Raw genomic sequence first — 22,207 nt, 5'->3', positions numbered from 1 at the left:
CCGGACATATAAGTACCGTTGGGTCTTCTCTGAAGTATGGGCGTGCGTCGAACCGCCGTCGTGAAACTCGCCGTTTCCGACGAGCAACGCGACGCACTCCACCGAACCGCCGACCAATACCTGTACTGCGCGAACCGAACCGCCGACTACTGTTGGTCCGACACCTCCTACACCGAGTGCAAGACCAACAAGCGGAAGATTCGTGACGCGCTCTACTCCGAACTCCGAGAGGAGACAGAGTTACAGGCACAACTCGTCCAAGCCGCGATTCGCCGCGCCGTCGAGGCCGTCAAAGGCGTTATCGAACGGTGGAAGAAGGGACAGCGTGTCTCTTGCCCCACGTTCACCGCCGAGACGATGGACTACGACACGCGAAGCGCGACATTCTACCGAAATACGGTGTCGCTGGCAACTGTCGAGGGTCGGGTCGAACCCTCGTTCGTTCTCCCGGCAGACAGCCCGACGCCCTACGAGCGATACGTACTCTCCGAGAACTACGAGTTCCGCGAGAGTACACTACGGTACGACGCGGTGGACGGCGAGTTCTACCTCAACATTTCGACTCGGCGGATAGACGGCGACAAAGAGGTTTCGGCAGATACCGGGCACCCCGACCAAACAGTCCTCGGTATCGACCTCGGCGTCAACAGTCTCGCCGTCTCTTCAACCGGCACGTTCTGGCAGGGAGACGACTACGACCACTGGTGCCGCGAGTTCGAGAAGCGGCGCGGTGAGATGCAACAGCGCGGCACGCAAGCCGCACACAACGCCCTGCTTCGACTCGGCAAGCGAGAAGAAGCGTGGCGGAAACAGTACATCCACACCGTCGCTAACGAACTCGTCACGGAAGCCGTCGAGCACGACTGTGACGTTATCGCGTTCGAGGAGTTAACCGACATTCGTGAGCGGCTTTCGCACGCGAAGTGGCATCACGTATGGGCGTTCCGTAGGTTGTTCGAGTACGTCTCCTACAAAGCGCCCGAGCGGGGCGTCTCCGTGGAGCAAGTCGAACCGAACCACACGTCCCAACGCTGTTCTCGGACGGACTGTGGGTTCACACACGAGGATAACCGTCACGGTGAACACTTCAAGTGCCAGAAGTGCGGGTACGAGGTGAACGCGGATTACAACGGCGCGAAGAACATCGGCCTACGGTACGCCCGGAAGCGGACACACAGACTCCGCTCCTCGCCCAAGTCGGGGAGCGGAGACGCAGAAGTAAACCTGCGTGTGAATGGTGGGACGTTGAACGGCGAGAGCCACCAGCCTATTGCTGGCGACTAATCTCCGGGAGTCCACATCAAAGCCTCACCCTCAAGGACCGAGGCGCGGAGCACCGAGGGAGTAGGGTGGGGTAGTTTACACGGAGAGTACCGGCTGGTCGGCGTACTGGAGCACGTACAGCGCCGCCTTGCCAATGGTCACGTCGACGTCGTCTGCGGGCGTCTCCCGCGGGACGACCAGAAAGTCCGCATCCAGCTCCTCCGCGGCGTCGAGCACCACGCTGCCGGGCGTCCGGCTCAGACTACTCGTCGAGAAGCCAGCCGCCGAGGAGGTGGTGATGTCGACGTCGTGGTCGCCGGCCCGGTCGTGTACCTCCGACAGGAACTCCCGGTGGGTCTCGGCGACCGCCCCGGCCTCGATGTCGCCGGTCTGGATCCCCTGGGCGACCCGCTGGTCGAGCACGAAGAGCAGGTGCAGGTCCGCCCCGTACCGGCTGGCGACCGCGACCGCGTAGTCGGCCGCCCGGCGGGCGTCCTCGCTCCCGTCGACCGGCGTGAGTACGAGCTCGGTGTCCACACGGGGGTGTGCGCGGAGCCGGGGCAAAAAGTCCCCGGTCGGGACACCCGACCGCCCACACCTCGGTGCGGGCCCGAACCACTTTTGACCCGCCCGCTCGCTGTACCGGGTATGTTCGACACCGTCGTGGTCGCGACCGACGGCTCCGAGAGCGCCGAGCGGGCCGTCACCGTCGCGCTCGACCTCGCGGCCCGCTTCGACGCGGCGGTCCACGCGCTGTACGTCGTCGACGCCGGCGAGGTCGCGGAGTCACCGCCCGACATCCGCGAGGAGCTGGGGGACGCGCTCCGGGCCGCCGGCGAGGAGGCGCTGTCCTTCGTCGACGACCACGCCGACGCGGTCACGACGGTCGTCCGGGAGGGCGACCCCGCAACCGAGGTCATCGACTACGCCGAGTCGGTCGACGCCGACCTCGTCGCCACCGGTACCCGCGGGCGCCACGGCGAGCACGCCTTCCTGCTCGGCAGCGTCGCCGAGGCGGTCGTCCGCCGGGCCCCGATGCCCGTCCTGACGGTCCGTCAGCTCGCCGACGAGGAGTGAGGGAAAAGCCGGCGCGACCCCGGCCGCTCGCGCCGACCGCGCCGCTTTTGCCGCCTGCCCCGCTTTCGCGTGCATGGACGACTGGCTCATCGACGACGACCGACTCCCCATCGGGCGCAAGTCCGTCCTCCCCGGCGCGGGGTTTTTCAGCCCCGACTCGTTCGAGGCCGAGCAGGCCGAACGCGAGGCCGCCGAGCGACTCGACAGCGACGTGGCGGTCATCGCCGACCCCGACGCCGACGGGCTGGCCTGCACCGCGCTCGTCCGGGTCGCCCGCGGTGCCGGCGAACTCGTCCCCGCGGGCCCCCACGACCTCGACGACGCGCTGGCGTGGGCCGCCGAGTACGCCACCCCCGAGACCCACCTCTTCGTCTGTGACCTCTGTCCGGACAGCCCCGAGGACATCGAGTCCGTCGACGCCGTCGCCGACCGGGTCGCGTCGGTGGCGTGGTACGACCACCACCAGTGGGACGAGAGCCTCGCGGCGACGGTCCGGGAGGCCGGCGTCGACCTCGTCGTCGGCGAGTCCGGCGAGGTCTGCACCGCGGACGTGACCCTCGAGGAACTCGACTACGATTTCCCGGAGCGATACCGCGACCTGGCGGCCGCCACCCGCGACCACGACCTCTGGGTCCGCGAGGACCCCCGCTCGGACGACCTGGCGGACTACGCCTACTGGGCCGAGCCCGAGGAGTACATCGACACGGTCGTCGAACACGGCGCGGACCTGCCCGCCGAGGTCGAGGACTTCCTTGCCGAGCAGCGCGTCGAGAAGGACGCGCTGATCGAGAAGGCGACCGAGCGCGCCACCCTCCGGGAGGTCGGCCCCTGGACCGTGGGCGTGACCTACGGCCGCTGCTCGCAAAACGAGGTCGCCGAAAACCTCCGCGAGCAGGGCGCCGACGCCGCCGTCATCGTCAAGCCCGCCGGCTCGGCGTCGATCCGCGGAACCGAGAGCTTCGAGCGGTGCCACGAGGTCGCCGCACAGGTCAACGGCGGCGGCCACCCCCGGGCCGCGGGCTGCAAGCCCGACATCTACGACGACATGCTCGACTACGCCCACCACTGGACGACGGAGGGCGCGGTCGCCAAGCAGGCCATCGTGGATGCCTTCCGCCGGCTCGACGTGGAGGGCGACGCCGGGGCGGAGGCCGGCGAGTAACCCGGCGACTGCGCTACTCGGCCCGCAGCCGGACCTCGATACCGTCCGGGTCGGCGACGGCGATACCGCCGTCCGTTTCGGTGGGCGAGTATCCCTTCTCTACCAGGCGCTCGTGGACGGCGTCGAACCCCGCCGTGGGGACGACGACTTCGACCCACGACAGACCCCGACCGTCGGCGGGGCCGGTCCGTTCGTTCCAGACGTTGGCGCCGACGTGGTGGTGGTAGCCGCCCGCGGCGACGAACAGCGCGCCGGGGTAGGAGTCCCGGACCGCAAATCCGAGGGCGTCGACGTAGAACTCCTGGACGGCGTCGAGCGAGGACACCTCCAGGTGGACGTGGCCGAGGTCGGTGTCGTCGGGGACCCCGTCCTCGCCCGCGGCGGCGGTTTCGAGCGCCGGGAGGTCGAGCGGGTCGGTCGCCATGCCGGCCCGGCCGTCGTCGGTCTCCGGCCACGATTCCCGCGGGAAGTCCCGGTAGACCTCGACGCCGTTGCCCTCGGGGTCGGTGAGATACAGCGCCTCGCTCACGCGGTGGTCGGAGGCGCCGTCCAGTTCCCAGCGGTCCCGGACCCGCTCCAGCGCGTCGCCCAGAGCCGCCCGCGAAGGAACCCGGAAAGCGTTGTGGTAGAGCCCCGGTCCCGCCCGGGTGCCGGCCTCTGCGTCGGCCTCCAGGACGAGCAGCGCCGTCCCGCCGGCGCCCAGCGTCGCCGTCTCCGTGGCGCGGTCGAGTACCTGGAGGCCGACGACATCGCGGTAGAAGGCCGTCATCTCCTCGAGGTCCGCGACCCGGAGCGCGCTCCGCCCGACCCGCGTCTCCGCCGGCAGTTCGTCGGTCGACGGTCCGGTCATCCTCCGACAGTTCGCTCCCGCGCCCGATATACCTGGCCGTGGACGGTCGGGGCACTCGTGGACGGGCCGGTCACTCCCCTGTCAGCCACTTCTCGGAGTAGCGCTGGCCGCACTCGCAGGCGACGTAGGCGTGGACCACGTCGCCCTCGGCGTACAGCCCCTCGACGTCCTCGTTCTGTGCTTCGGCGAAGGCGAAAATCAGGCGGGCCTCGTGGCCCTCGCGGTCCCCGCCGTCGCCCTCGCTGTCCGGGCAGGTCCCCCCGGTGAGGTCCCGATCGACCCGACCCTCGGTGCCCATCGCCTCCCGGGCGAAGGCCATCGGGTCGATGCCCGTCGCGGACTGGAAGGCCTGCCGGCCGGCCTCGCCGTCGACGACCAGCACGACGCCCTCGGCGGTGCGCTCGCCCCGCTCGGCGAGTGCGTCGATCCCGGAGACGGCGGCCTCGTGGAGGAAGAAGGCGACGTCGTCGGGGCGCTCGCCGGCGAGGAACTGCTCGCGGTCGGTCATTGCTGGCGGGAGTGGGGCGGCGGTCAAAAGGGGTGCGGTCGGGGCCGGCCGGCGGTCCGAACAGCGTCGGCGCCGGCGGCGTCAGGACGAGGAGGTACAGGCGGGTTTCTCCGAGAGGCTGCGCCAGGCCTCGTCGAGCTTGTTCGTGACCGTCGAGCGCTCCTCGACGTCGATGGCGAGTTCGTCGCCGAAGGCCACCCGGACCCCCTCGACGTTCCGCCGGTAGACCTTGATCCGCCGCCGGTCCTCCGAGAGGACGTTGTCGTGCAACTCGAGCAACCCGTGTTCGGTCAGCTCGTCGATCCGCCGGTAGCAGGTGGCGATCGGGATGTCGAGTTCGTCGCTCAGTTCCTGCGCGGAACGGGGTTCCCCGGTCGCCTCCAGTATCTCGGCGCTGTATTTGTTCCCCAGCGTGCGGAGTACGTCTACTGACGCCATCTGATACGCAGGGTCGTGGCGGACGAAGGTTAAAGCTATCGGGAATTGAAACGCCGTGAAAACACCGAAAGAGGAAGGTAGACGGCTACTAAACCGGGCGAAAGTGTCGCCGACCGGCGGGTTCGTTTTCGTCAGTGATAACTGCGGGGTCAGAGGGGGGACTCCCCCTCGCCCATCATCGAGAACGCGCTGGCGTTTTCGTGGACCCGGATTCCGCCCTGTGTGATCTCCATCGGGAAGATGTCGGTGTCGATGTCCTGTTTTCGCATCTTCGCGACCCAGACGTAGCGGTTGACGCCCGACTCCGTCGGCGTCTGCAGCAGGAAGATGTTGCCGTCGGTCAGGAAGTTCTCCAGGCCGATGTCGGTTTCCGGGAACACCGTCCCCTGCTCGTTGGTCATCACCGTGGTGAGGTCGTTCTCCCGGAGGATGTCGGTGAGTTTCAGCAGGTACGTCCGCTTCTCGCGCTCGTCCTCGAAAAAGAGCTGGAACATGGTCAGCGAGTCGAGCACCAGCCGCTCGTAGCGGGAGTCCTGGACGTCGTCGAGGATGACCTCAAGCGAGGAGTTGAAGTCGTTCTCGCGCAGCAGCTCCCGCTTGTCGAACACGCGGATCGCGCCCGAGTCGACGTGGGTCTGCCAGTTCTCGAAGCCGATCGACTCGGCGGCCTCCCTGAGGTCCTCGGCGTTCTCCTCGAAGGAGAGGTAGATCCCGTCCTGGTCGAAGGACTCGACGCCGTTGTAGACGTACTGCAACCCGAAGACGCTCTTGCCGGCACCCGGGTTTCCGGAGACGAGTGTCGTCGAGTTCCGGACGATACCACCCCCCAGGATCCCGTCGAGCCCGTCGATACCGGTCTCCGTGAGTTCCACCATCTACTTCCCGGCTCTCGGCTGGCTGTCCTAAAAAGTGTTCGCACGTGCGGCACCCGTGCGTTCGGGACAGCCGGAGTCTCCCGCCTGCCGCGGTCGGTCAGCCGAACTTCTCGGCGATGTCCGCGAGCCCGTCGTCGGGGGCTTCGACCGCGTCGTAGACGACCCGTTCGCCCGGCCGCCGGAGGCCGTACTGGTAGCCGGCGGTCACCACGTCGAACAGGAGCGGGTCGCCCTCGCCCAGCCCGTGGCGGTCGAGCCACGCGGCGAGACGGTTCTCGCCCTCGCCCGCCCGGGCGAGCTGGGCGTCCGGGTACGCGCCCTCGACCCCCGGCTCGCCGCGGAGGTCCGCGGTGACCTGTGCGTGGGCCTCGTCCCCCTCGAGGGAGAGGCGGAGGAGCTCCTCGGGGTCGTGGTCGAGGGCGTCGGGAAGCGGGACCCGGGGACGGCCGGTGCGGCCGACGGTCTCCAAGTGGACGCGGTGGCTGTCGACGGTGGCGTGGTCGGAGGGGACGCGTTCGGTCACTCCTCTTCGAGGAGGTCGGCGACCGGCGTGTCACCGCGGGCGACGACCTTCGCGTTGATCTGACGGGTCGCGTCGCTTATCTCGCGGCCGCGGACAGTCACGCGCTTGCGCTCGCCCTCGCGGTCGGGGTTGTATCCGGTGCCGCCCTCCAGCAGGAGCTCGGTCAGCGTCGAGCCCGCCACGTCGGCGCGCATCGGCCGGCCGGCGTCGTCGGAGCCGCCGGTGACCTCGAGCGTGTAGCCGTCGAGGCCGACGGCGCTGCCGTCGACCTCCTCGCCGATCTCCCGGCCGGCGAAGCGGTTCGCGTCCTGGTCGGAGACGTCTACCTGGTAGGTCGTGCCGTCCTCGGGGTCCGAGACGGCGACGGTGAACTCTGCCATTACCCCGGAGAAGCCGACCGAGCGTTAAAAACGCACCCTTTCGGGGCCGCGAGCCGCCCCGGGGATCTCCCCGGCCCCACGACAAGCTACTTATCGCCCACCTGTGAACTGCGCGTATGAGCACTGCCCTCCGCAGCCCCCCGTGGACGGACCTCTGGCGCCAGCTCGTCACCACGGTCCTGTTCGCGTTCCTGGGTGGCCTCGCGGCCGTCGTCGCGGGCTACCCCGAGTTCGCCGAGTGGCCCCGCATCGTTTACCTCGTCCTCGCGGCCTACCTGCTCGCCGCAGTCGTCGTCTGGTCCGACGCCGTCCCCTGGCCCGGCGACCGGTAGGCGGGGAGCCCGCGTCGGGCCAGCGTCGGTCCTGTGGGCGGCTCTCAGGCCGGCTCCGCGCCGACCACCGTCGACACCCGCGCGTTCTCCTTGAGCAGGAGGCCCGCCCCGCCGACCGACAGGGGCACCGGGTCCAGGTCGGTGACCCGCAGCGTCGGGTGGAACGCGGCCCGCGCCCGGAGCTCGTCGCGAGTCTGTATCGTGAGCGCCAGGTTCCCGGCGGTCAGCGACTCGTTGTACTCGAGCAGGTACTGGCCGGCGTCGAGGTGCCACCACTCGTAGTCGTCGTCCTCGTTGCGCTTCTGGCTCGGGCAGGGCTCCACGTCCGCAGGTTCGAGTTCCCCGCCGCCGAAGTCGACCCGGCCCGGCCCGGTCACCTCGTACACCTCCGCGGCGGTCAGGTCCAGCCCGCGGCCCTCCGTCTGGGTCGGTTCGTGGAGGATCCCCTCGACGAACTGCGTGTAGTCCATACACGGGATCCGGCGGCGCCACGGGAATAAACAGTGTGGCGGCTCCGGCCGGAGTTTTTTGTCCCGCTGTCGAGAACCCCGGGACATGAGATGGCCCGACGCGACGCTCTACGAGGGGCTCCGGGAGGTCGCCGACCGGAACCCCGACGCGACCGCCCTGCACTTCCGGGGCGAGCGGACGACCTACGCCGAGTTGCTCGCGGAGAGCCGGGCGCTGGCCCGCGGGCTGGCCGACCTTGGTGTCGGCGCCGGCGACCGGGTCGCAGTCTGGCTCGGCAACCGCCCCGAGTGGGTGACGACACAGCTGGCCGTCTCCCGGCTCGGTGCCGCCGCGGTCGCGGTCAACACCCGCTACCGGACCCACGAACTGGCGTACATGCTCCGGGACTCGGGTGCGTCGGTGCTGGTCACCGAGGAGTCGTTTCTCGGCAACGACTACCTGGAGATGCTCGCCGAGGTCGCCCCGGAGGTCCGCGAGGACTCCCCCGACGAGTTCGACGCCGGGAGCGTCCCGCTCGAGGCGGTCGTCGGGCTCTCGACAGACCCGGACTTCCCCGCAGTCCGGGGGTACGAGGCGGTGCTCGACCGCGACCGCGAACTCGCCCCCTCGGTCGACGCGCTGGACCCGACCACCGACCCGGAGGCACCCGTCACGGTCTTCTACACCAGCGGGACCACCAGCGACCCGAAGGGCTGTCTCCAGTCCAGCCGGTCGGTGCTGAACCACTCCTACAACGTCGGCAGCTACCTCGGACTCGGGTCCGACGACGTCGCGCTCGGCGTGCTTCCGTTCTGTGGGGTCTGGGGGTACAACACCATGCTGAGCGCGCTCTCGCGGGGCATCCCGCTGGTCGTCGAAACCCACTTCGAGCCCGAGCGGACGCTGGACCTGATAGAAGAACACGGCGTCACCTACTGCAACGCGCAGGCGGTGATGTTCGACCGGATGCGCCGGTCGGAGAGCTTCGACCCCGAGCGGGTCGCCACGCTCAGACGCGGCGTGACCGCCTTCCTCACGATGGGGGTCGACGGCGAGGTCTTCGCGGAACTGGAGGCCGCCTTCGACTTCCCGCTGGTCCAGCCCTACGGCATCTCCGAGGGCAACAGCATGGTCTTCGTCGGCGACCCCGATGACCCACTGGAGCAGCGCGAGCGGGTCGGCGGCCCGCCGGTCCACCCCGACGCGGAGGTCCGGGTCGTCGACCCAGAGACCGGCGAGGAACTCCCTGCGGGCGAGGAGGGGGAGCTCTGCCTGCGGGGGTACAACGTCATGAACGGGTACCACGACAAGCCCGAGCAGACCGCCGCGGCGGTCGACGACGGGGGGTGGCTTCACACCGGCGACCTCGGGGTTCGGGACGAGGCGGGCTACTTCTACTACCGGTCGCGGCTCGACGACGCGCTCCGGGTCCGGGGTTTCCTGGTCACGCCGCGGGACATCGAGGCCGCCCTCAACGGGCAGCCGGGCGTCGACCAGGCCCAGGTCGTCGGCGCGTCCCACCCCCGCCACGGCCAGGTCCCCGTGGCCTTCGTCATCCGCGCTGACGGGAGCGACGGCGACGATGGCGACCTGGATGCGGCGACCCTCCGCGAGTCGCTCGCGGCGGAGGTGGCCGACTACAAGGTCCCCGAAGATATCGAATTCGTCGAGGAGTTCCCCCGGACTGAAGGGCCTCACGGCGCCAAGGTCCGGAAGGGGGAGCTCCGCGAGCGGGTGGCGGACCGGTATCAGGAGTGAGGAGAGCGGAGAACGTCGAGAGAACTGGCGGCAGGAACGGCTTGCGAGCAGGTCAGGCCTCGGCGGTCTCGGCGCCCGGCGCGTTCCGCTTCACGCTCTCGATGGCGTCGTGGATGCCGTGGCGGCTGGCGTACCCCTCCCCGCCGTCCGCGATGACCTCGCCGTTGCGGTGGCGGAGCCGCCACCGCCACTCCTCTGTCTGGTCGCGGTAGACCTCGAAGGCGGCGAAGCCGACGTCCAGCGCGTCGGCCTCGGGGGCGTACGCCTGGACGCGCTCGACCGCCCCGCGGGCCTCCGACGCCGAGGAGTAGCCCTCGCCGCTGGTGGCGATGACCTCGTTGTTCGCGGCCGTGAGCCGCCAGCGGTGGTCGCCGCGCGCGTCTTCGTAGACCTCGAAGGCGTCGTCCGCGAGCGTGTCCTTGACCGTGTCGACCGACCGGCGGGCGTCCCGGCGGCGGGTGTACCCCTCGCTCGCGGCCGCGATGATGTTCCCGTTCTTGTGGACCAGTCGCCAGCGCCACTCGCCGGCCCCGTCGCGGTAGACCTCGAAGGAGACGGGGTCGAACTGGAGGTAGCTCGCGGGACCGGCGTTGCGTTTCACGCTCTCGAGGCCCTCGCGGGCGTTGCGCTTCGAGGCGTACCCTTCCCCGCCGTCTGCGATGACCTCGCCGTTGTCGTGGACCAGCCGCCAGCGCCACTGGTCGGCCTCGTCCTCGTAGACCTCGAAGGTGGCCTGACTCTCCTCGACGTCGGGGATCAGCGGCGCCTCCTCCAGGGCCTCCTCCGGCTCTTCGGTCTCCGGGTCGGGCTCGATCTCGAGCAGGCTCGCGCCCAGCGCGTTGCGCCGGACGCTGGCCAGCCCCTTCTTGGCGTTGTGCTTGCGGGTGTAGCCCTGGCCGCCGTCGGCGACGACGTTGCCGTTGCGGTGGCGCAGCCGCCAGCGGTACTCCCCGGCCGTGTCCTCGTACAGCTCGAACTGCGCCTGGCTGGCCCGCAGGGAGTCGAGCTGGGCCTCGAGTTCCGCCAGGTCGGCCTCGAGGGTCTCGGTCCGGTCGGCGGCGGTCGCACCCGCCCCGCGGGTCTCCTCGAGTTCGGTCTCCAGCCGGTCGCGCTCGCGGCGCAGGTCCCGCAGGTCCTCCTCCAGGTCGGCGGCACGGCGCTGGCTGGCCTCCAGGTCATCGCGGGTCGTGCCGACCACGAGGGGGACGAGCGCGCCGCCGAGCGTCGTAACCGCCAGCCCGGCGGCGTAGAGGACGATCACCGGCTGGTTCCCGGTCTGGACGTTCCAGTCGGCCGGGAAGACGAGGACGAACCAGACGACCGCGAGAAAGGAGACGAGCTGGCCGAGGTAGGCCGCGTAGTTGGCCCACGACTTCAGCGGGAGTCGGATGACCGGGCCGGCCACGATCATCGCCAGCCCGGCCGCCGCGAGCGCGATGCTCGCCTCCCGGAGCGTGAGTCCCGAGGCGCCGGCGGCCGACTCGCTGGGTAAGAAGAGAACGAACCCGACGACACCGAGCACCAGCCCGGTGAGGAATATCCAGTACCCCCGGACCTCGTCGTGTGTGGTCGGCGTCCCGATCCGGTTCTGGTAAACCGCTGAAAGCGTCCCGCCGGTGTCTGTCGACATGCCTGTTTTTGTGCGATGGTACCAGCCCACATAAAAATATCCGAAAAAATACAAGACCCCCCACTCAGAAGGGAGGAAGTAGCGACCGTCGGGCAGGTGTCCTCCGCCGGTCCTGGCAGTCAGACGCCCTCCTCCTCGACTGTCGTGTCGGGGTTGGGTTCGAGCGAGGTCATCACGCGTCTCGCGACCTCATCGAAGGTGTCCCCGCAGACTGTCGGCTCCAGGTCGTTCGAGAACTGGACCGTCGCCTTGACGGACATCCGGTAGTACTTGGTCCCGTCGGAGCCCTCGTGTGGCAGCCCGGCGACGTAGTAGGGATAGCTGCGGTAGTAGTTCGTCCCGTTGTCGCCGTTGGGGGCCGGCGACGCCCGGACCAGCGGCACGGTGTCGCCGCCGAACTCGAACTCGCCGACCCGTTCGAGCCCCTCGACGTTCCCGAGCTGGGCGTCGGTCGGCGAGTCCGTCCCCACGAGCTTCTGGGTCGGGAAGATGTCGAACGCCTGCCTGTCGCCGATGTACTGCCGGATCGTCAGCGAGTGGAAGTTGTTGACGGTGCCGGTGGCCGCGACGCTGCCGGGATACTCGAAGGTACCGACGAAGGGGGAGTCGGGCTCGTCGTAGCGGCTGTACCCGCCCTCCGTCAGATCCCCGCAGCGGCCGGACCCGCTCTCCCCGCCGGACACGTCCGTGCCCGACCCCTCGGCCACGCCGAGGACGGCTCTGGCCTCCCCGTTCGGGGAGACCTCGACGGTGTACTCGCCTGACTCGGGGACCTCCACGACCCACGTCTCCGAGCCCCGCGTGGCGTCGTTCAGCAGAGCGTGCCCGCTGCGGCTCGTGTACACCAGCGTGTTCTCCCCGTCGAAACTCTCGACGTGCAGGCGGATCCTGGCGCCGCCCGCCAGGTCGTAGGTGTACCGCGTCGTCTCGGTCATCCGCTCGTCGACGCGGGTCTCGTAGGGGCTCTCGGTGCCCGGCGGTTCGGTCTCGGTCGCCGACCCGCCACCTGAGGTATCGTCCCCGGTATCGCCGCCGGACGTGTCGCCGCCGGACCCGTCGCTGCCGGCAGGCGTGTCGGTTCCGCCGGTGTCGCCTCCACCGTCGCCGCCGCCCGAACAGCCCGCGAGGCCGGTCACCGCTGCCGACACCCCGAGCGTCTTCAGCACCCGGCGCCGGCTCGGGTTCCGGGAGCCGTCACTCATCTGTCGGCCCTCCGCTCCGCCACGTCGCCCCGGTCGGCGACTGCGAGCGCGCGTCGTTCGGTATCCGATACTCCAGGCTCGGTCGCAGTCCTGTGTGTCGCCCTCATCCCGTGCGTCCGGGCAGTCGCTGTCTCCTGGGGTAAATCCGGTCCCTAAGTGTATAGTGCCCCGGGCCGCCCGGGGTCAGTCCGGATGAGCGCCGGTCGGGCAGCGGCCCGGAGAGCGGCCGCCTCACCGGGAAGGCGGCGTCAGTCGGTCGCACCGGCGGCCGGGGTCTCGCCGGGCGTGCCGCCGGTCGGCAGGCGGTCCCGGGTGTAGAGAACGTACAGCGCGAGGACGAGAGCGCCGACGCCGACGGCGAGCCCGCGGAAGACGGCGGTGTAGCCCAGCCCCTGGGCGACGGCCATCCCGACGGCCCCCGAGCCAAGCGCCTGGACGACCATCATCGTCGCGGAGTACAGCGCGTAGGCGCTCCCGCGGTGGTGGTCGGGCAGCGCGCTGAGCATGTAGGTGTCCATCGCCGGGAACAGCGCGTGGACGGCGAAGCCGAGCACGACGCTGACAGCGGCGACGGCGAGGACCCCCGTAACGGCGGTGAGCGCGAGCGTGCAGACGACGAAGCCCGCGATGATCCCGAGGATGAGCGGGACGTTGGGCACCCGGTCGGCCAGCCGCCCGGTGAGGAAGAAGGCGGGGACGCCGGCGGCGAACATCCCCGAGAGCAGCAGCCGGCCGGTCCCGGGGTCGATCCCCTTCACGACGGTGAGGTAGTCGCCGTAGAGGTTGAACAGGCCGTTCCAGAGAAAGCCCGCGGCGCCGATGAAGACGACGCCAGTGAGCACCAGCTTCCACTGCGCGCGGGCGGCCGCCCGGAGGCTACGGTCCGCGGCGCCGACCGAGGGCAGCGCCGTCCGGCGGGCCGTCAGCACGAGCGCGCCCGTCGCCAGCACCGCACAGCCCGAGATGACGAAAAACGCCGTCTCCCACCGGCCGACCACGAGCAGGACGCTCAGGAACACCGGCGCGGCGACCGCGGCGAGCTGGCTGGCTGCGCCGTGGACCCCGATCGCGGTGCCGACCCGCTCGCGGAACAGCTCGCTGACCAGGGGGTTGGCCGCGATGAAGTAGACGCCGCTGGACAGCCCCATCGCGAACGCGCCGGCCGCGAGCAGCGGGATGGAGTCGGCGAAGGCGGTCCCCGCGGCCGCGACGGCCAGCACCGAGCCCGCGGCCGCGACGACGTGGTGGCGGGGGAACCGCGTCAGGAGGTAGCCGGTGGGCAGGCGCGGGGCGGCACTGCCGAGCCAGGCGGCGCTGGTCACCACGCCCAGCGACGCCGCGGGGACGCCGAACTCGGCGGCGACCGGCTGGACCAGCGGGGCGAAGACCACCCGCGCGAGGTTCACGAGGAACACCATCGCACAGAGCGAGCCGAAGAGGCTGCGCCGTGACACTGCCCGAACGTTGACGCCGGCCGCCTTGAATCGCCCGAACTCCCCGCGGCAGGACCGGCGGCGAGTCGGGCCGGTCGCGGCGGTGAGAGGGTCGCCCGGTCGTCACCGGGCGGGCGGGTACCGGATGGTAACCTGGTGTCACCGGTGTCCGAACAAGCCCTACATGGGAGGGGGTCCTACCGGAGGGTATGCCAGAGACAGCGGGCATCCACCACGTGACGGCCATCGCGGGCGACCCGGGGCGAAACGCGGACTTCTACGTCGACACCCTCGGGCTCCGCTTCGTGAAGCGGACCGTCAACCACGACGACACCCACACCTACCACTTCTACTTCGGCGACCGCCGGGGGACGCCGGGGACGGCCATCACGTTCTTCCCCTGGACCGACGAGGGCCGCCAGGGGGAGTTCGGCGCCGGCCAGGTCGGGGCCACCGCCTACGCGGTCCGTCCGGAGTCGGTCGGTTACTGGCGCGACCGGCTGGCCGACCGCGGCGTCGACGTCACCGGGACCGAGCGCTTCGGCGAGCCCGTCCTCTCCTTCTCCGATCCCGACGGCATCGGGCTGGAGCTGGTGGGGACCGAAGCCGCAGCCGAGGCCCCCGCCGAACCCTGGGAGGGGAGTTCGGTCCCGGCCGACCACCAGCTCCGTGGCTTCGACGGCGTGACCCTGGCCGTCGCCGGATTCGAGCCGACCGAGCGGGTGCTGACTGACGTGTTGGGGTACGAGTTCGCGGGCGAGGAGGACGGGCGGCGCCGGTACCGGACTGCGGTCGGCGAGCGGCCGGGGACGACGGTCGACCTCGTCGGGACCGACGCCGAGCGCGGGCGGATGGGTGTCGGGACGGTCCACCACGTCGCGTTCAAGGCCGAGGACACCGACGAACAGGAAGCCTACCGGGAGGCGTTCAAAGATCAGGGACTGCGCGTCTCCGAGACCATCGACCGGAAGTACTTCCACGCCATCTACGCGCGCGAGCCCGGTGGGGTCCTCTTCGAGGTCTCCACCATGGGACCGGGCTTCACCGCTGACGAGGACGTCGAGGAGCTGGGCTCGCGGCTGACCCTTCCGGAGTGGCTCGAAGACGAGCGCGAGGCGATCGAGACCGCCCTGCCGGCCGTCGAGACGGAGGTGGCGAAATGACCGACTACCGCTTCGCCTACGAGCCCGGCGCGGTCCGGTACGGCGAGGGCGCAGCGGGCGACCTCGACGACGAACTGGAGGCGCTCGGCGCCGAGCGGGCGCTGGTGGTGGCGGGGCAGACGGTCGGCACCACACCCGAGGTCATCGACCCGGTCCGCGAGGGGCTGGGCGACCGGCTCGCGGGAGTGCTCGCGGAGACCACGCCGGACAAGCTTGTCAGCACCGCACTCGACGTCGTCGAGGCCATGGAGGAGACGGGCGCGGACGCGCTCGTGGGGCTTGGCGGGGGCAGCAGCATCGACGTCTCGAAGGCCGCGGCGGCCATCGCCAGCAAGGACAGCCAGGGAGTCGACCGGGCGGCCGTCGGCACCGAAATGGAGGAGACCGGTACCATCGCCATCGAGGGCGAGGCACCGCCCGTGGTGGCGGTGCCCACGACGCTCGCGGGCGCGGACCTCTCGCAGGTCGCGGGGATCAACGCCGACCCCGCGACCTGCCCGGTCGCGGAACCCGTCGACGGCGGCGTCTCCGACCCCGCGCTGATGTCGGCCGCGGTCGTCGGCGACCCCGAACTGGTCGCGACCACGCCCCCGGGGATCCTCAGGGCCTCGGCGATGAACGGCTTCGACAAGGGGGTCGAGACGCTCTACACAAGCGCCGCCACGCCGTTCACGGACGCGACGGCCGTGCGGGGGCTGGACGTGCTGACCGACGCGCTGCCGGACCTGGGCGAGCGCGTCACCGTCGAGACCGCCGCGCCCTCTCTGGAGGGGCTCCTCCTGGTTCAGTACGGCATCTCCCGGCCCGACGGCGGCACGCTCGGGCTGATCCACGCCTTCGGCCACGGGCTGACTGCCTACTCGGACATCCAACAGGGCGCGGCCCACGCCGTCGTCGCGCCCCACGCGCTGCGGTACCTCTTCGGGGAAGTGGAGGGTCGCCGGGAGCTGCTGGCGGAGGCGTTCGGTGTCGGCGACGCCGGAGACCCCGCCGAGGCCGTCGTGGAGGCGGTCGCCGACGTGCGCGACGGACTCGGGCTGCCCGCGCGGCTGCGGGACACCGAGGGGCCCGAGCCCGACCAGTTCGAGGATGTCGCGCGCGCGGTGGTCGACGACCCGCTGATCGTGAACCTCCCTGAGGGGCTGGAGCTGACCGTCGAGGACATGGTGGGGGTCCTCGAGGACGCGCACTGAGCCGTCCGCGACCGGGGGCGTCGACACTGACGGAGCGTCACCGCAGGTGGAGCGCGGTCCGGCGGAACTGTCGGATCCGCCGGAATCGGGCCGACGAGTACTGAATTTCGACAGTCAACGGCCATCTCCTGTCGGTTCGTGGCACCCCTCGGCCGCGAAGGTAACCACCGGCACGCCGGACGGTCTCCGCCATAGTTTTAGTGTTGCACTCGTGGGAATAGGTATGGAGTACCACGACTCCGAGAAAGCAAAAGAGGTCGCGACGAGAGTTGAAGCGTTCATGGAGGACGAGGTCCTCCCCCGCGAGCGGGAGGCGCTCCGGACCGGGGAACTCGTCTCCGAGGCGGAGATCCACGACTTCTGGGAGCAGGCCAAGGAGCGAGACCTGTTCGCGCCCCAGGTCCCCGAAGAGTACGGCGGGCAGGGGCTGGGCTTCCGGGACATGCTGCCCTCCTTCGAGCAGGTCGGCCGGTCGCTGATGGGCGCGCTGTCCATCCGCGCGAACGCCCCCCAGGAGGGGAACATGCACACCCTCGAGATCGCCGGCACCGAGGAACAGAAGGAGGAGTACCTCCGGCCGCTCGTGCAGGGTGACATCCGCACCGCCTTCTCGATGACCGAGCCCACCCAGGGAGCGGGCTCTGACCCGAAGATGCTCCGGACCACCGCCGAGAAGGACGGCGACGAGTGGGTTCTGAATGGCCACAAGTGGTGGACCTCCGACGGCTACAACGCCGACGTCCTGCTGGTGATGGCCCGGACGGACATGGACGCCCACCCCTACGAGGGCACCTCGCTCTTTCTGGTGCCGACGGATCTTGACGGCGTCGAGATCGTCCGCAACATCCCCCACCTCGGCGGCCACGGCATCGTCGACATCGAGCGCGGCCACGCCGAGGTCAAGTATCACAACGTCCGGCTCCCCGAGGACATGCTGCTCGGCGAGGAGGGCGGCGGGTTCCGGCTGGCCCAACTGCGGCTGGGCGGCGGCCGGCTGACCCACTGCATGCGCTACTCCGGGATGGCCGAGCGCGCCCTGGAGATCGCGAAATCCTACATCCAGGACCGGGAGGCCTTCGGCGAGTCGCTGTCGGACAAGCAGGCGCTTCGCCACCGGATCGCCGACGCCGAGACCGACCTCCACGCCGCCCGGTCGATGGTCCGCCACGCCGCGCGTGAACTCGACAACAGCGACGCCCGCATCGAGGTCGCGATGTCCAAGACCTTCACCGCCAACGTCACAAACGAGATCATGGACCTGGCGGTCCAGTGTCTCGGCGGCCACGGCATCAGCAAGGACCTGCCCGTCGCCCACTTCTACGAGAGCGTCCGGCCGTTCCGGATCGTCGACGGCGCCGACGAGGTCCACCGCCGCACCATCGCCCGCAACGCCTTCGAGGACGTCTACGACGAGGACCTGGAGAACGTCGTCCGGTTCGACGACGAACTCGACAAGACCGAGTAAGTCGCCTCGCACACGCAACCCCGACCGATTTTTTGACGTACGGGAATCAGAGCGGAATCCGAGTCGGAAGCTCCGAACAGCAGGAAAGCCCCCTTCTCAGTCTCACCCGTATGGTCAACACCTCGGGCGCACGCCGTCGCGCGTGTCCTCGCGCGACGGGCGCCGTGCGAGGGATGAGCACCGCAGGAGCGAGCACCGCGAGCGACGAGGAGCGCAGTCGGCTGGGGAGGTGTGTGGTTTCGGGTGGAACTGAAAGGCACGGGGCTTTCGTGTTGGCCCTGTTCCCGGGAGGCCAAACATGACGCACCGACCACGTAGCTTGAAGTCCCTGCCGCGACCGCTCGGCGTATGGAACTCGGCACGGTACTCCCCACCCTCGAACTCGGCCCCGACCCCGGACCTCTCCGCGAGTACGCACAGGGGGTCGAGGCGGCCGGCTACGACCACATCCTGGCCTCGGACCACGTCCTCGGCGTCGACCCCGACCGCGACTGGGAGGGGCCCTACGACAACGACGACCTGTTCCACGAGCCGCTGACCACCCTCTCGCACCTCGCGGCGGTCACCGACGACCTGGCGTTCGGGACGGCCATCCTCATCCTCCCGCAGCGCCAGACCGCCCTCGTGGCGAAACAGGCTGCCCAGGTCGCCCGGTTTTGTGATGGCGGGTTCCGCCTGGGCGTGGCGGTCGGCTGGAACCCCCTGGAGTACGTCGCCCTGGGCGAGGAGTTCGACGACCGCGGCCCGCGGATGACCGAGCAACTGGACGTGCTCCGGCGGCTCTGGACCGAGGAGGTCGTCGAGTTCGAGGGACGCTTTCACGACCTGCCGGGCGTGGGGATCAACCCCCGGCCCGATGAACCGGTCCCGCTGTGGCTGGGTGGGACGGCGGACCCCGTCAAGCGCCGCATCGCCGAGAAGGGCGACGGCTGGGTCCCGCAGTTCGACCCCGCGGAGGACCGGGAGGAAGCCGAGGCCGAACTGGCGGACCTCTACGAGTACGTCGAGGACGCGGACCGCGACCCCGCCGACGTCGGCCTCCAGGGGCGGATGAGTGTCCCGCCCGGCGAACCCGACGAGTGGGTCCGCCGTGCTGAGGCCTGGCAGGCAGTCGGCGCCGACTATCTCGCCGTGACCACCCAGGAGCAGGGGCTCGACGGCGTCGGCGAGCACGTCGACCTGCTGGAGACCGTTGCCGGGACGCTGGCCGAGGTCGGGCTGCTGGAGCGATAGACAGCTTTTACTGGCGCCTGCGCGCCCGTCCCGACGTGGACGCCAACGACCGGGCGCTGACCGCCTTCGCGATGCTGGGCCACGCCACCTTCCACACCTACGAGCTGGTGATCCCGGTCTTCGTGGCCATCTGGATCGACGCGTTCACCGCGTCGCCGGCGCTTCTGGGGCTGGTCGCCGGCGCCAGCTACGCGCTGGTGGGCGTGGGCGCGCTGCCCAGCGGCGTGCTCGCCGACCGGGTTGGCTCGAAGCGGCTGGTGCTCGCCTGCCTGGTCGGGATGGGCGCGGCCTTCGGGCTGGTGAGCGTCGCGCCCACGCTGCCAGTGCTTGCGGTCGCCCTGCTGCTGTGGGGGGCGGCGGCGAGCATCTATCACCCGGCCGGGCTGGCGCTTCTCAGCCGCGGCGCCAGGGCCCGCGGGACCGCCTTCGCCTACCACGGCGCGGCCGGCAACGTCGGCGTCGCGGTGGGGCCGCTGCTCGCGGCGGTGCTTCTGGTCTTCGTCGGCTGGCGGGCGGTCGCCGCCGTCCTGGTGGTCCCCGCCCTGGTGGCGGCGCTGGCCGGCTGGCGCCTGGAGTTCGACGAGACCGCCGGCAGCGCCGCCCGCGAGGCCGACGTCGACTCCGGGACGCCCGACAGCCTCCGCGGATTCCTGACGGACTCGCGCCTTCTCTTTACCGGGGGGTTCGTCCTCGTACTGGTGATGGGCGTGCTTTACGGGCTCTACTACCGCGGGGCGGTCACTTTCCTCCCGGAGGTGCTGGGCGGGCTCCCGCTGTTCGAGCCCGTCGAGGTGTACGGCCGGGCGGTCGAGCCCAGCCAGTACGTCTACTCCGGGCTGCTCCTGCTGGGTGGCGTCGGCCAGTACGCCGGCGGGTGGCTCGTCGACCGCGTCCCCGTCGAACGGGTGCTCGTCGGGAGCTACGCGGCCCTCGCGGCTATCGCGGTGGTGTTCGTCCCCGCCGCCGACGCCGGCCTGTGGCCGCTGTTGACTGTTGCCGCTGCCTTCGGCTTCTGTGCCTTTCTGGTCGCGCCCGTCAACCAGGAGGCCATCTCGGCGTACTCCGGGGCCGACGTGCGCGGGCTCTCCTTCGGCTACAGCTACACCGCCATCTTCGGCGTCGGGGCGCTGGGCTCCTCGCTGGCCGGCCTCGTGCTCACCCGGTCCACCCCCGCGATTCTCTTCCTGCTGCTCGCGGGACTCGCAGGCTGTGCGGCGGTGCTGGCCGGGGTGTTGCTGGTCCGGTCCTGACCGCCCGGCGGGTGGCCCCTACCAACCCGGTCGCCGCCCGGGCCCCCTCAAAACCGGTCGCGAACGTCCGCCGCGTAGGCTTCGGGGGCGGTGTCGACCACGCCCTCGTCGTGCAGCACCGTGAAGTACGGCGAGTCCGACCAGTAGTGCTCGTCGAAGACCGACCGGGCGATGACGGTGAACACCGGCCCCATGGCCGGGTCGTCGGGCAGGTGCAGGGCGAAGTTGAAGGCGTTCAGCCCCTCGTCGGCGTAGGCCCCGAGCACGTTCGTCAGCCCCTCGGCGAGCCCGCGGACGGCGTCGCCGTCGGGGTCGGGAAGGCCCGTCCCCTCGAGGACGCCGAGCACCTGGCGGTGGTGCCGGGGCGCGAAGGGGACCAGCCAGTGGACTCCCGCGGTCTCGCCGATCCAGCGGTCGCCGCCGCGCTCGGCGGCGACGAGGTCGTCCCAGTAGCGCGAGCCGTGGTCCTCGTGGTACTGGCGGCTGGCCCCGAGCAGCCGGCGCCCCTCGTTGGTGCCGTGGCCGTCGACGAGCGTCTGGAGGTGAGGGTGGATGAGGCTCGAGCCGGCCGACCGCAGGAAGTTCATGTTCACCGAGGCCACGCCGGCGTCGGGGTCGGTCTCGCGGACGCGCTCGATGTACTCGACGGCGAGCGCGAGGCCGTCGGCGAACTGGTCGGTGGTGAACGCCTCCATGGGCTGGAAGTGGGTCTCGGTGAGGGCGACGACGTTCGAGTGGGCGCCATAGGGGTTGAGGTTGGGGAAGGAGGTGGCCTCGCCGCGGCCCCCGCGGTCGACCTCGAGGTCGTCGGCGTAGGTCGGGGTCGCGTCCGCGACCATGTCGGGACAGAAGAAACAGCCCTCGTCGTCGCTCACGACGGCCTCGATGTCGGGGTCCTCCGCGATGGCAAAGGCGGCGTCGGCGATGCGCGCGGTGCGGCCGGTCAGCGGGTCGCGGCGGACCTCGACGGTCTCCGTGACTTCCTCGAAGTCCGCCAGGGGACTGTGGAAGGTCGCTTCGTCGGTGGTGCGTTCGAAGTCCATGACCGGGCTATGGTCGGATGGAACCTTCAAGGTCCTGGGAGGCGCGGGGAGCGTATGGAGATCGGCACGGTCTTCCCCCAACTCGAGATCGGCGACGACCCCGAGACGGTCGGCGACTACGCCCGGCGCATCGAGGACGCGGGCTTCGAGCACCTCCTCAGCTACGACCACGTCCTCGGCGTCGACCCCACCTGGGACGACTGGGAGGGGCCCTACGACAACGCGGACACGTTCCACGAGCCGCTGACGACGTTCAGCTACCTCGCGGGCGTGACCGACGAGCTGGAGTTCGTCACCGGCATCCTCATTCTCCCGCAGCGCCAGACCGCACTCGTGGCGAAACAGGCCGCCCAGGTCGACCGCTTCGCCGACGGCCGCTTCCGGCTGGGCGTGGGCGTCGGGTGGAACCCCCACGAGTACGTCGCGCTGGGCGAGGAGTTCGGCGAGCGCGGCCGGCGCATCGAGGAGCAAGTCGAGGTGTTGCGGGCGCTGTGGACCGAGCCGGTCGTCGACTTCGAGGGCGAGTACCACCGGATCGAGGAGCTGGGGATCAACCCCCGCCCGGTCCAGCAGCCCATCCCACTCTGGATGGGTGGTATGGCCGACCCGGTCAAGCGCCGGGTCGGCCGGTTGGCCGACGGCTGGCTGCCGCAGTTCCAGCCCGGCGACGAGGGCGCCGAGGACGACCTCGCGGACGTCTACGCGGCTGCCGAGGACGCCGGCCGGGACCCCGACGACGTGGGACTTCACGGGCGGATCTGGGCCGTCCCCGGCGAGGAAGAGGAGTGGGTGGAGCGCGCCCGGGCCTGGCAGGACCTCGGCGCCGACTATCTCGCCGTCAGCACGATGTACCAGGACCTGGACAGCCCCGGCGACCACGCCGCCCTCCTCGAAGAGGTCGCCGACGCGTTCGCCGACGCCGGCGTGCTCTGAGCGGCGCCGGGCGCGGCAGGCGCTCGTCCATCCCTGGCCCGTCCCC

The 22,207-nt window shown here is 70.4% G+C and carries 23 protein-coding genes; 11 read left to right on the top strand and 12 right to left on the bottom strand.

Annotation, left to right across the window (positions count from 1 at the left end):
• Positions 1–36: 36 nt before the first annotated feature.
• Entirely contained in the window at positions 37–1,284 is a 1,248-nt protein-coding gene (locus GN153_RS12945) for an RNA-guided endonuclease InsQ/TnpB family protein (RefSeq protein ID WP_159903449.1), read from the top strand.
• 75 nt (positions 1,285–1,359) lie between these two features.
• On the opposite strand, the gene GN153_RS12940 is transcribed toward GN153_RS12945, so the two are convergent.
• Positions 1,360–1,800, bottom strand: a complete 441-nt coding sequence (locus GN153_RS12940) for a universal stress protein (RefSeq protein WP_159903447.1) — start codon at positions 1,798–1,800, stop codon at positions 1,360–1,362.
• A 111-nt stretch (positions 1,801–1,911) separates the two neighbouring features.
• On the opposite strand from GN153_RS12940, the gene GN153_RS12935 reads away from it, so the two are divergent.
• Together GN153_RS12935 and GN153_RS12930 are read left to right on the top strand one after the other, a co-directional pair.
• The gene (locus GN153_RS12935; RefSeq protein WP_159903445.1) at positions 1,912–2,340 is read left to right on the top strand and encodes a universal stress protein; all 429 of its coding nucleotides are present in this window, start codon (positions 1,912–1,914) and stop codon (positions 2,338–2,340) included.
• A 73-nt stretch (positions 2,341–2,413) separates the two neighbouring features.
• Positions 2,414–3,502 carry a DHH family phosphoesterase gene (locus tag GN153_RS12930; protein WP_159903443.1) on the top strand — a complete coding sequence of 363 codons (1,089 nt, stop codon included), beginning with the start codon at positions 2,414–2,416 and terminating at the stop codon, positions 3,500–3,502.
• Positions 3,503–3,515: 13 nt separating this feature from the next.
• Here the strand turns inward: GN153_RS12930 and GN153_RS12925 are convergent, their stop codons facing one another.
• From GN153_RS12925 to GN153_RS12900, 6 genes are all read right to left on the bottom strand, one after another.
• The gene (locus GN153_RS12925) at positions 3,516–4,352 is read right to left on the bottom strand and encodes a VOC family protein (protein ID WP_159903441.1); all 837 of its coding nucleotides are present in this window, start codon (positions 4,350–4,352) and stop codon (positions 3,516–3,518) included.
• Between the two features lie 70 nt (positions 4,353–4,422).
• Entirely contained in the window at positions 4,423–4,860 is a 438-nt protein-coding gene (locus GN153_RS12920; RefSeq protein ID WP_159903439.1) for a DUF5807 family protein, read from the bottom strand.
• Positions 4,861–4,941: 81 nt separating this feature from the next.
• Positions 4,942–5,298 (bottom strand): ArsR/SmtB family transcription factor, encoded by a 357-nt coding sequence (locus GN153_RS12915; protein WP_159903437.1) that lies wholly within the window; start codon positions 5,296–5,298, stop codon positions 4,942–4,944.
• Between the two features lie 149 nt (positions 5,299–5,447).
• Positions 5,448–6,173 (bottom strand): RAD55 family ATPase, encoded by a 726-nt coding sequence (locus GN153_RS12910; protein WP_159903435.1) that lies wholly within the window; start codon positions 6,171–6,173, stop codon positions 5,448–5,450.
• 97 nt (positions 6,174–6,270) lie between these two features.
• On the bottom strand, positions 6,271–6,696 hold the full coding sequence (locus tag GN153_RS12905) for a DUF7112 family protein (RefSeq protein WP_159903433.1): 426 nt from the start codon (positions 6,694–6,696) through the stop codon (positions 6,271–6,273).
• The gene (locus GN153_RS12900; RefSeq protein WP_159903431.1) at positions 6,693–7,076 is read right to left on the bottom strand and encodes a 30S ribosomal protein S6e; all 384 of its coding nucleotides are present in this window, start codon (positions 7,074–7,076) and stop codon (positions 6,693–6,695) included. The genes GN153_RS12905 and GN153_RS12900 overlap by 4 nt, the downstream gene beginning before the upstream one ends.
• Positions 7,077–7,192: 116 nt before the next feature.
• Between GN153_RS12900 and GN153_RS12895 the strand changes: the two genes are divergently transcribed.
• A complete protein-coding gene (locus tag GN153_RS12895; protein WP_159903429.1) occupies positions 7,193–7,408 on the top strand; it encodes a hypothetical protein in 216 nt (71 codons plus the stop codon).
• 44 nt (positions 7,409–7,452) lie between these two features.
• Here GN153_RS12895 and GN153_RS12890 read toward each other — a convergent pair whose 3' ends face one another.
• Positions 7,453–7,878: a dCTP deaminase gene (locus GN153_RS12890; RefSeq protein WP_159903427.1), complete on the bottom strand. Its 426-nt coding sequence runs from the start codon at positions 7,876–7,878 to the stop codon at positions 7,453–7,455.
• Positions 7,879–7,963: 85 nt separating this feature from the next.
• On the opposite strand from GN153_RS12890, the gene GN153_RS12885 reads away from it, so the two are divergent.
• Entirely contained in the window at positions 7,964–9,616 is a 1,653-nt protein-coding gene (locus GN153_RS12885; protein WP_159903425.1) for a class I adenylate-forming enzyme family protein, read from the top strand.
• A gap of 52 nt (positions 9,617–9,668) precedes the next feature.
• Here the strand turns inward: GN153_RS12885 and GN153_RS12880 are convergent, their stop codons facing one another.
• From GN153_RS12880 to GN153_RS12870, 3 genes are all read right to left on the bottom strand, one after another.
• Complete coding sequence (locus GN153_RS12880; protein WP_159903423.1) at positions 9,669–11,246, bottom strand: HVO_2922 family protein; 1,578 nt, start codon at positions 11,244–11,246, stop codon at positions 9,669–9,671.
• Positions 11,247–11,365: 119 nt separating this feature from the next.
• The gene (locus GN153_RS17570) at positions 11,366–12,448 is read right to left on the bottom strand and encodes a twin-arginine translocation signal domain-containing protein (protein WP_201287891.1); all 1,083 of its coding nucleotides are present in this window, start codon (positions 12,446–12,448) and stop codon (positions 11,366–11,368) included.
• Between the two features lie 248 nt (positions 12,449–12,696).
• Positions 12,697–13,902, bottom strand: coding sequence for an MFS transporter (locus GN153_RS12870; protein ID WP_159903421.1), 1,206 nt, complete (start codon positions 13,900–13,902; stop codon positions 12,697–12,699).
• Between the two features lie 188 nt (positions 13,903–14,090).
• On the opposite strand from GN153_RS12870, the gene GN153_RS12865 reads away from it, so the two are divergent.
• The 5 genes from GN153_RS12865 to GN153_RS12845 all read left to right on the top strand — a co-directional run bounded on the left by GN153_RS12865 (position 14,091) and on the right by GN153_RS12845 (position 20,185).
• Positions 14,091–15,044, top strand: coding sequence for a ring-cleaving dioxygenase (locus GN153_RS12865; RefSeq protein WP_159903418.1), 954 nt, complete (start codon positions 14,091–14,093; stop codon positions 15,042–15,044).
• Complete coding sequence (locus GN153_RS12860; protein WP_159903416.1) at positions 15,041–16,237, top strand: iron-containing alcohol dehydrogenase family protein; 1,197 nt, start codon at positions 15,041–15,043, stop codon at positions 16,235–16,237. The genes GN153_RS12865 and GN153_RS12860 overlap by 4 nt, the downstream gene beginning before the upstream one ends.
• 223 nt (positions 16,238–16,460) lie before the next feature.
• Positions 16,461–17,702, top strand: a complete 1,242-nt coding sequence (locus tag GN153_RS12855) for an acyl-CoA dehydrogenase family protein (RefSeq protein ID WP_159903414.1) — start codon at positions 16,461–16,463, stop codon at positions 17,700–17,702.
• Between the two features lie 348 nt (positions 17,703–18,050).
• The gene (locus tag GN153_RS12850) at positions 18,051–18,935 is read left to right on the top strand and encodes an LLM class F420-dependent oxidoreductase (RefSeq protein ID WP_159903412.1); all 885 of its coding nucleotides are present in this window, start codon (positions 18,051–18,053) and stop codon (positions 18,933–18,935) included.
• Positions 18,936–18,970: 35 nt separating this feature from the next.
• Positions 18,971–20,185 carry an MFS transporter gene (locus tag GN153_RS12845; RefSeq protein WP_159903410.1) on the top strand — a complete coding sequence of 405 codons (1,215 nt, stop codon included), beginning with the start codon at positions 18,971–18,973 and terminating at the stop codon, positions 20,183–20,185.
• A 47-nt stretch (positions 20,186–20,232) separates the two neighbouring features.
• On the opposite strand, the gene GN153_RS12840 is transcribed toward GN153_RS12845, so the two are convergent.
• Positions 20,233–21,228, bottom strand: a complete 996-nt coding sequence (locus tag GN153_RS12840; protein WP_159903408.1) for a hypothetical protein — start codon at positions 21,226–21,228, stop codon at positions 20,233–20,235.
• 54 nt (positions 21,229–21,282) lie between these two features.
• On the opposite strand from GN153_RS12840, the gene GN153_RS12835 reads away from it, so the two are divergent.
• Positions 21,283–22,161, top strand: a complete 879-nt coding sequence (locus GN153_RS12835; protein WP_159903406.1) for an LLM class F420-dependent oxidoreductase — start codon at positions 21,283–21,285, stop codon at positions 22,159–22,161.
• The last annotated feature ends 46 nt before the right edge of the window (positions 22,162–22,207 follow it).

Origin of the sequence: Salinirussus salinus (assembly GCF_009831455.1) — an archaeon.
GTDB lineage: Archaea > Halobacteriota > Halobacteria > Halobacteriales > Haloarculaceae > Salinirussus > Salinirussus salinus.
This window is presented reverse-complemented; position numbering and strand designations above follow the sequence as displayed.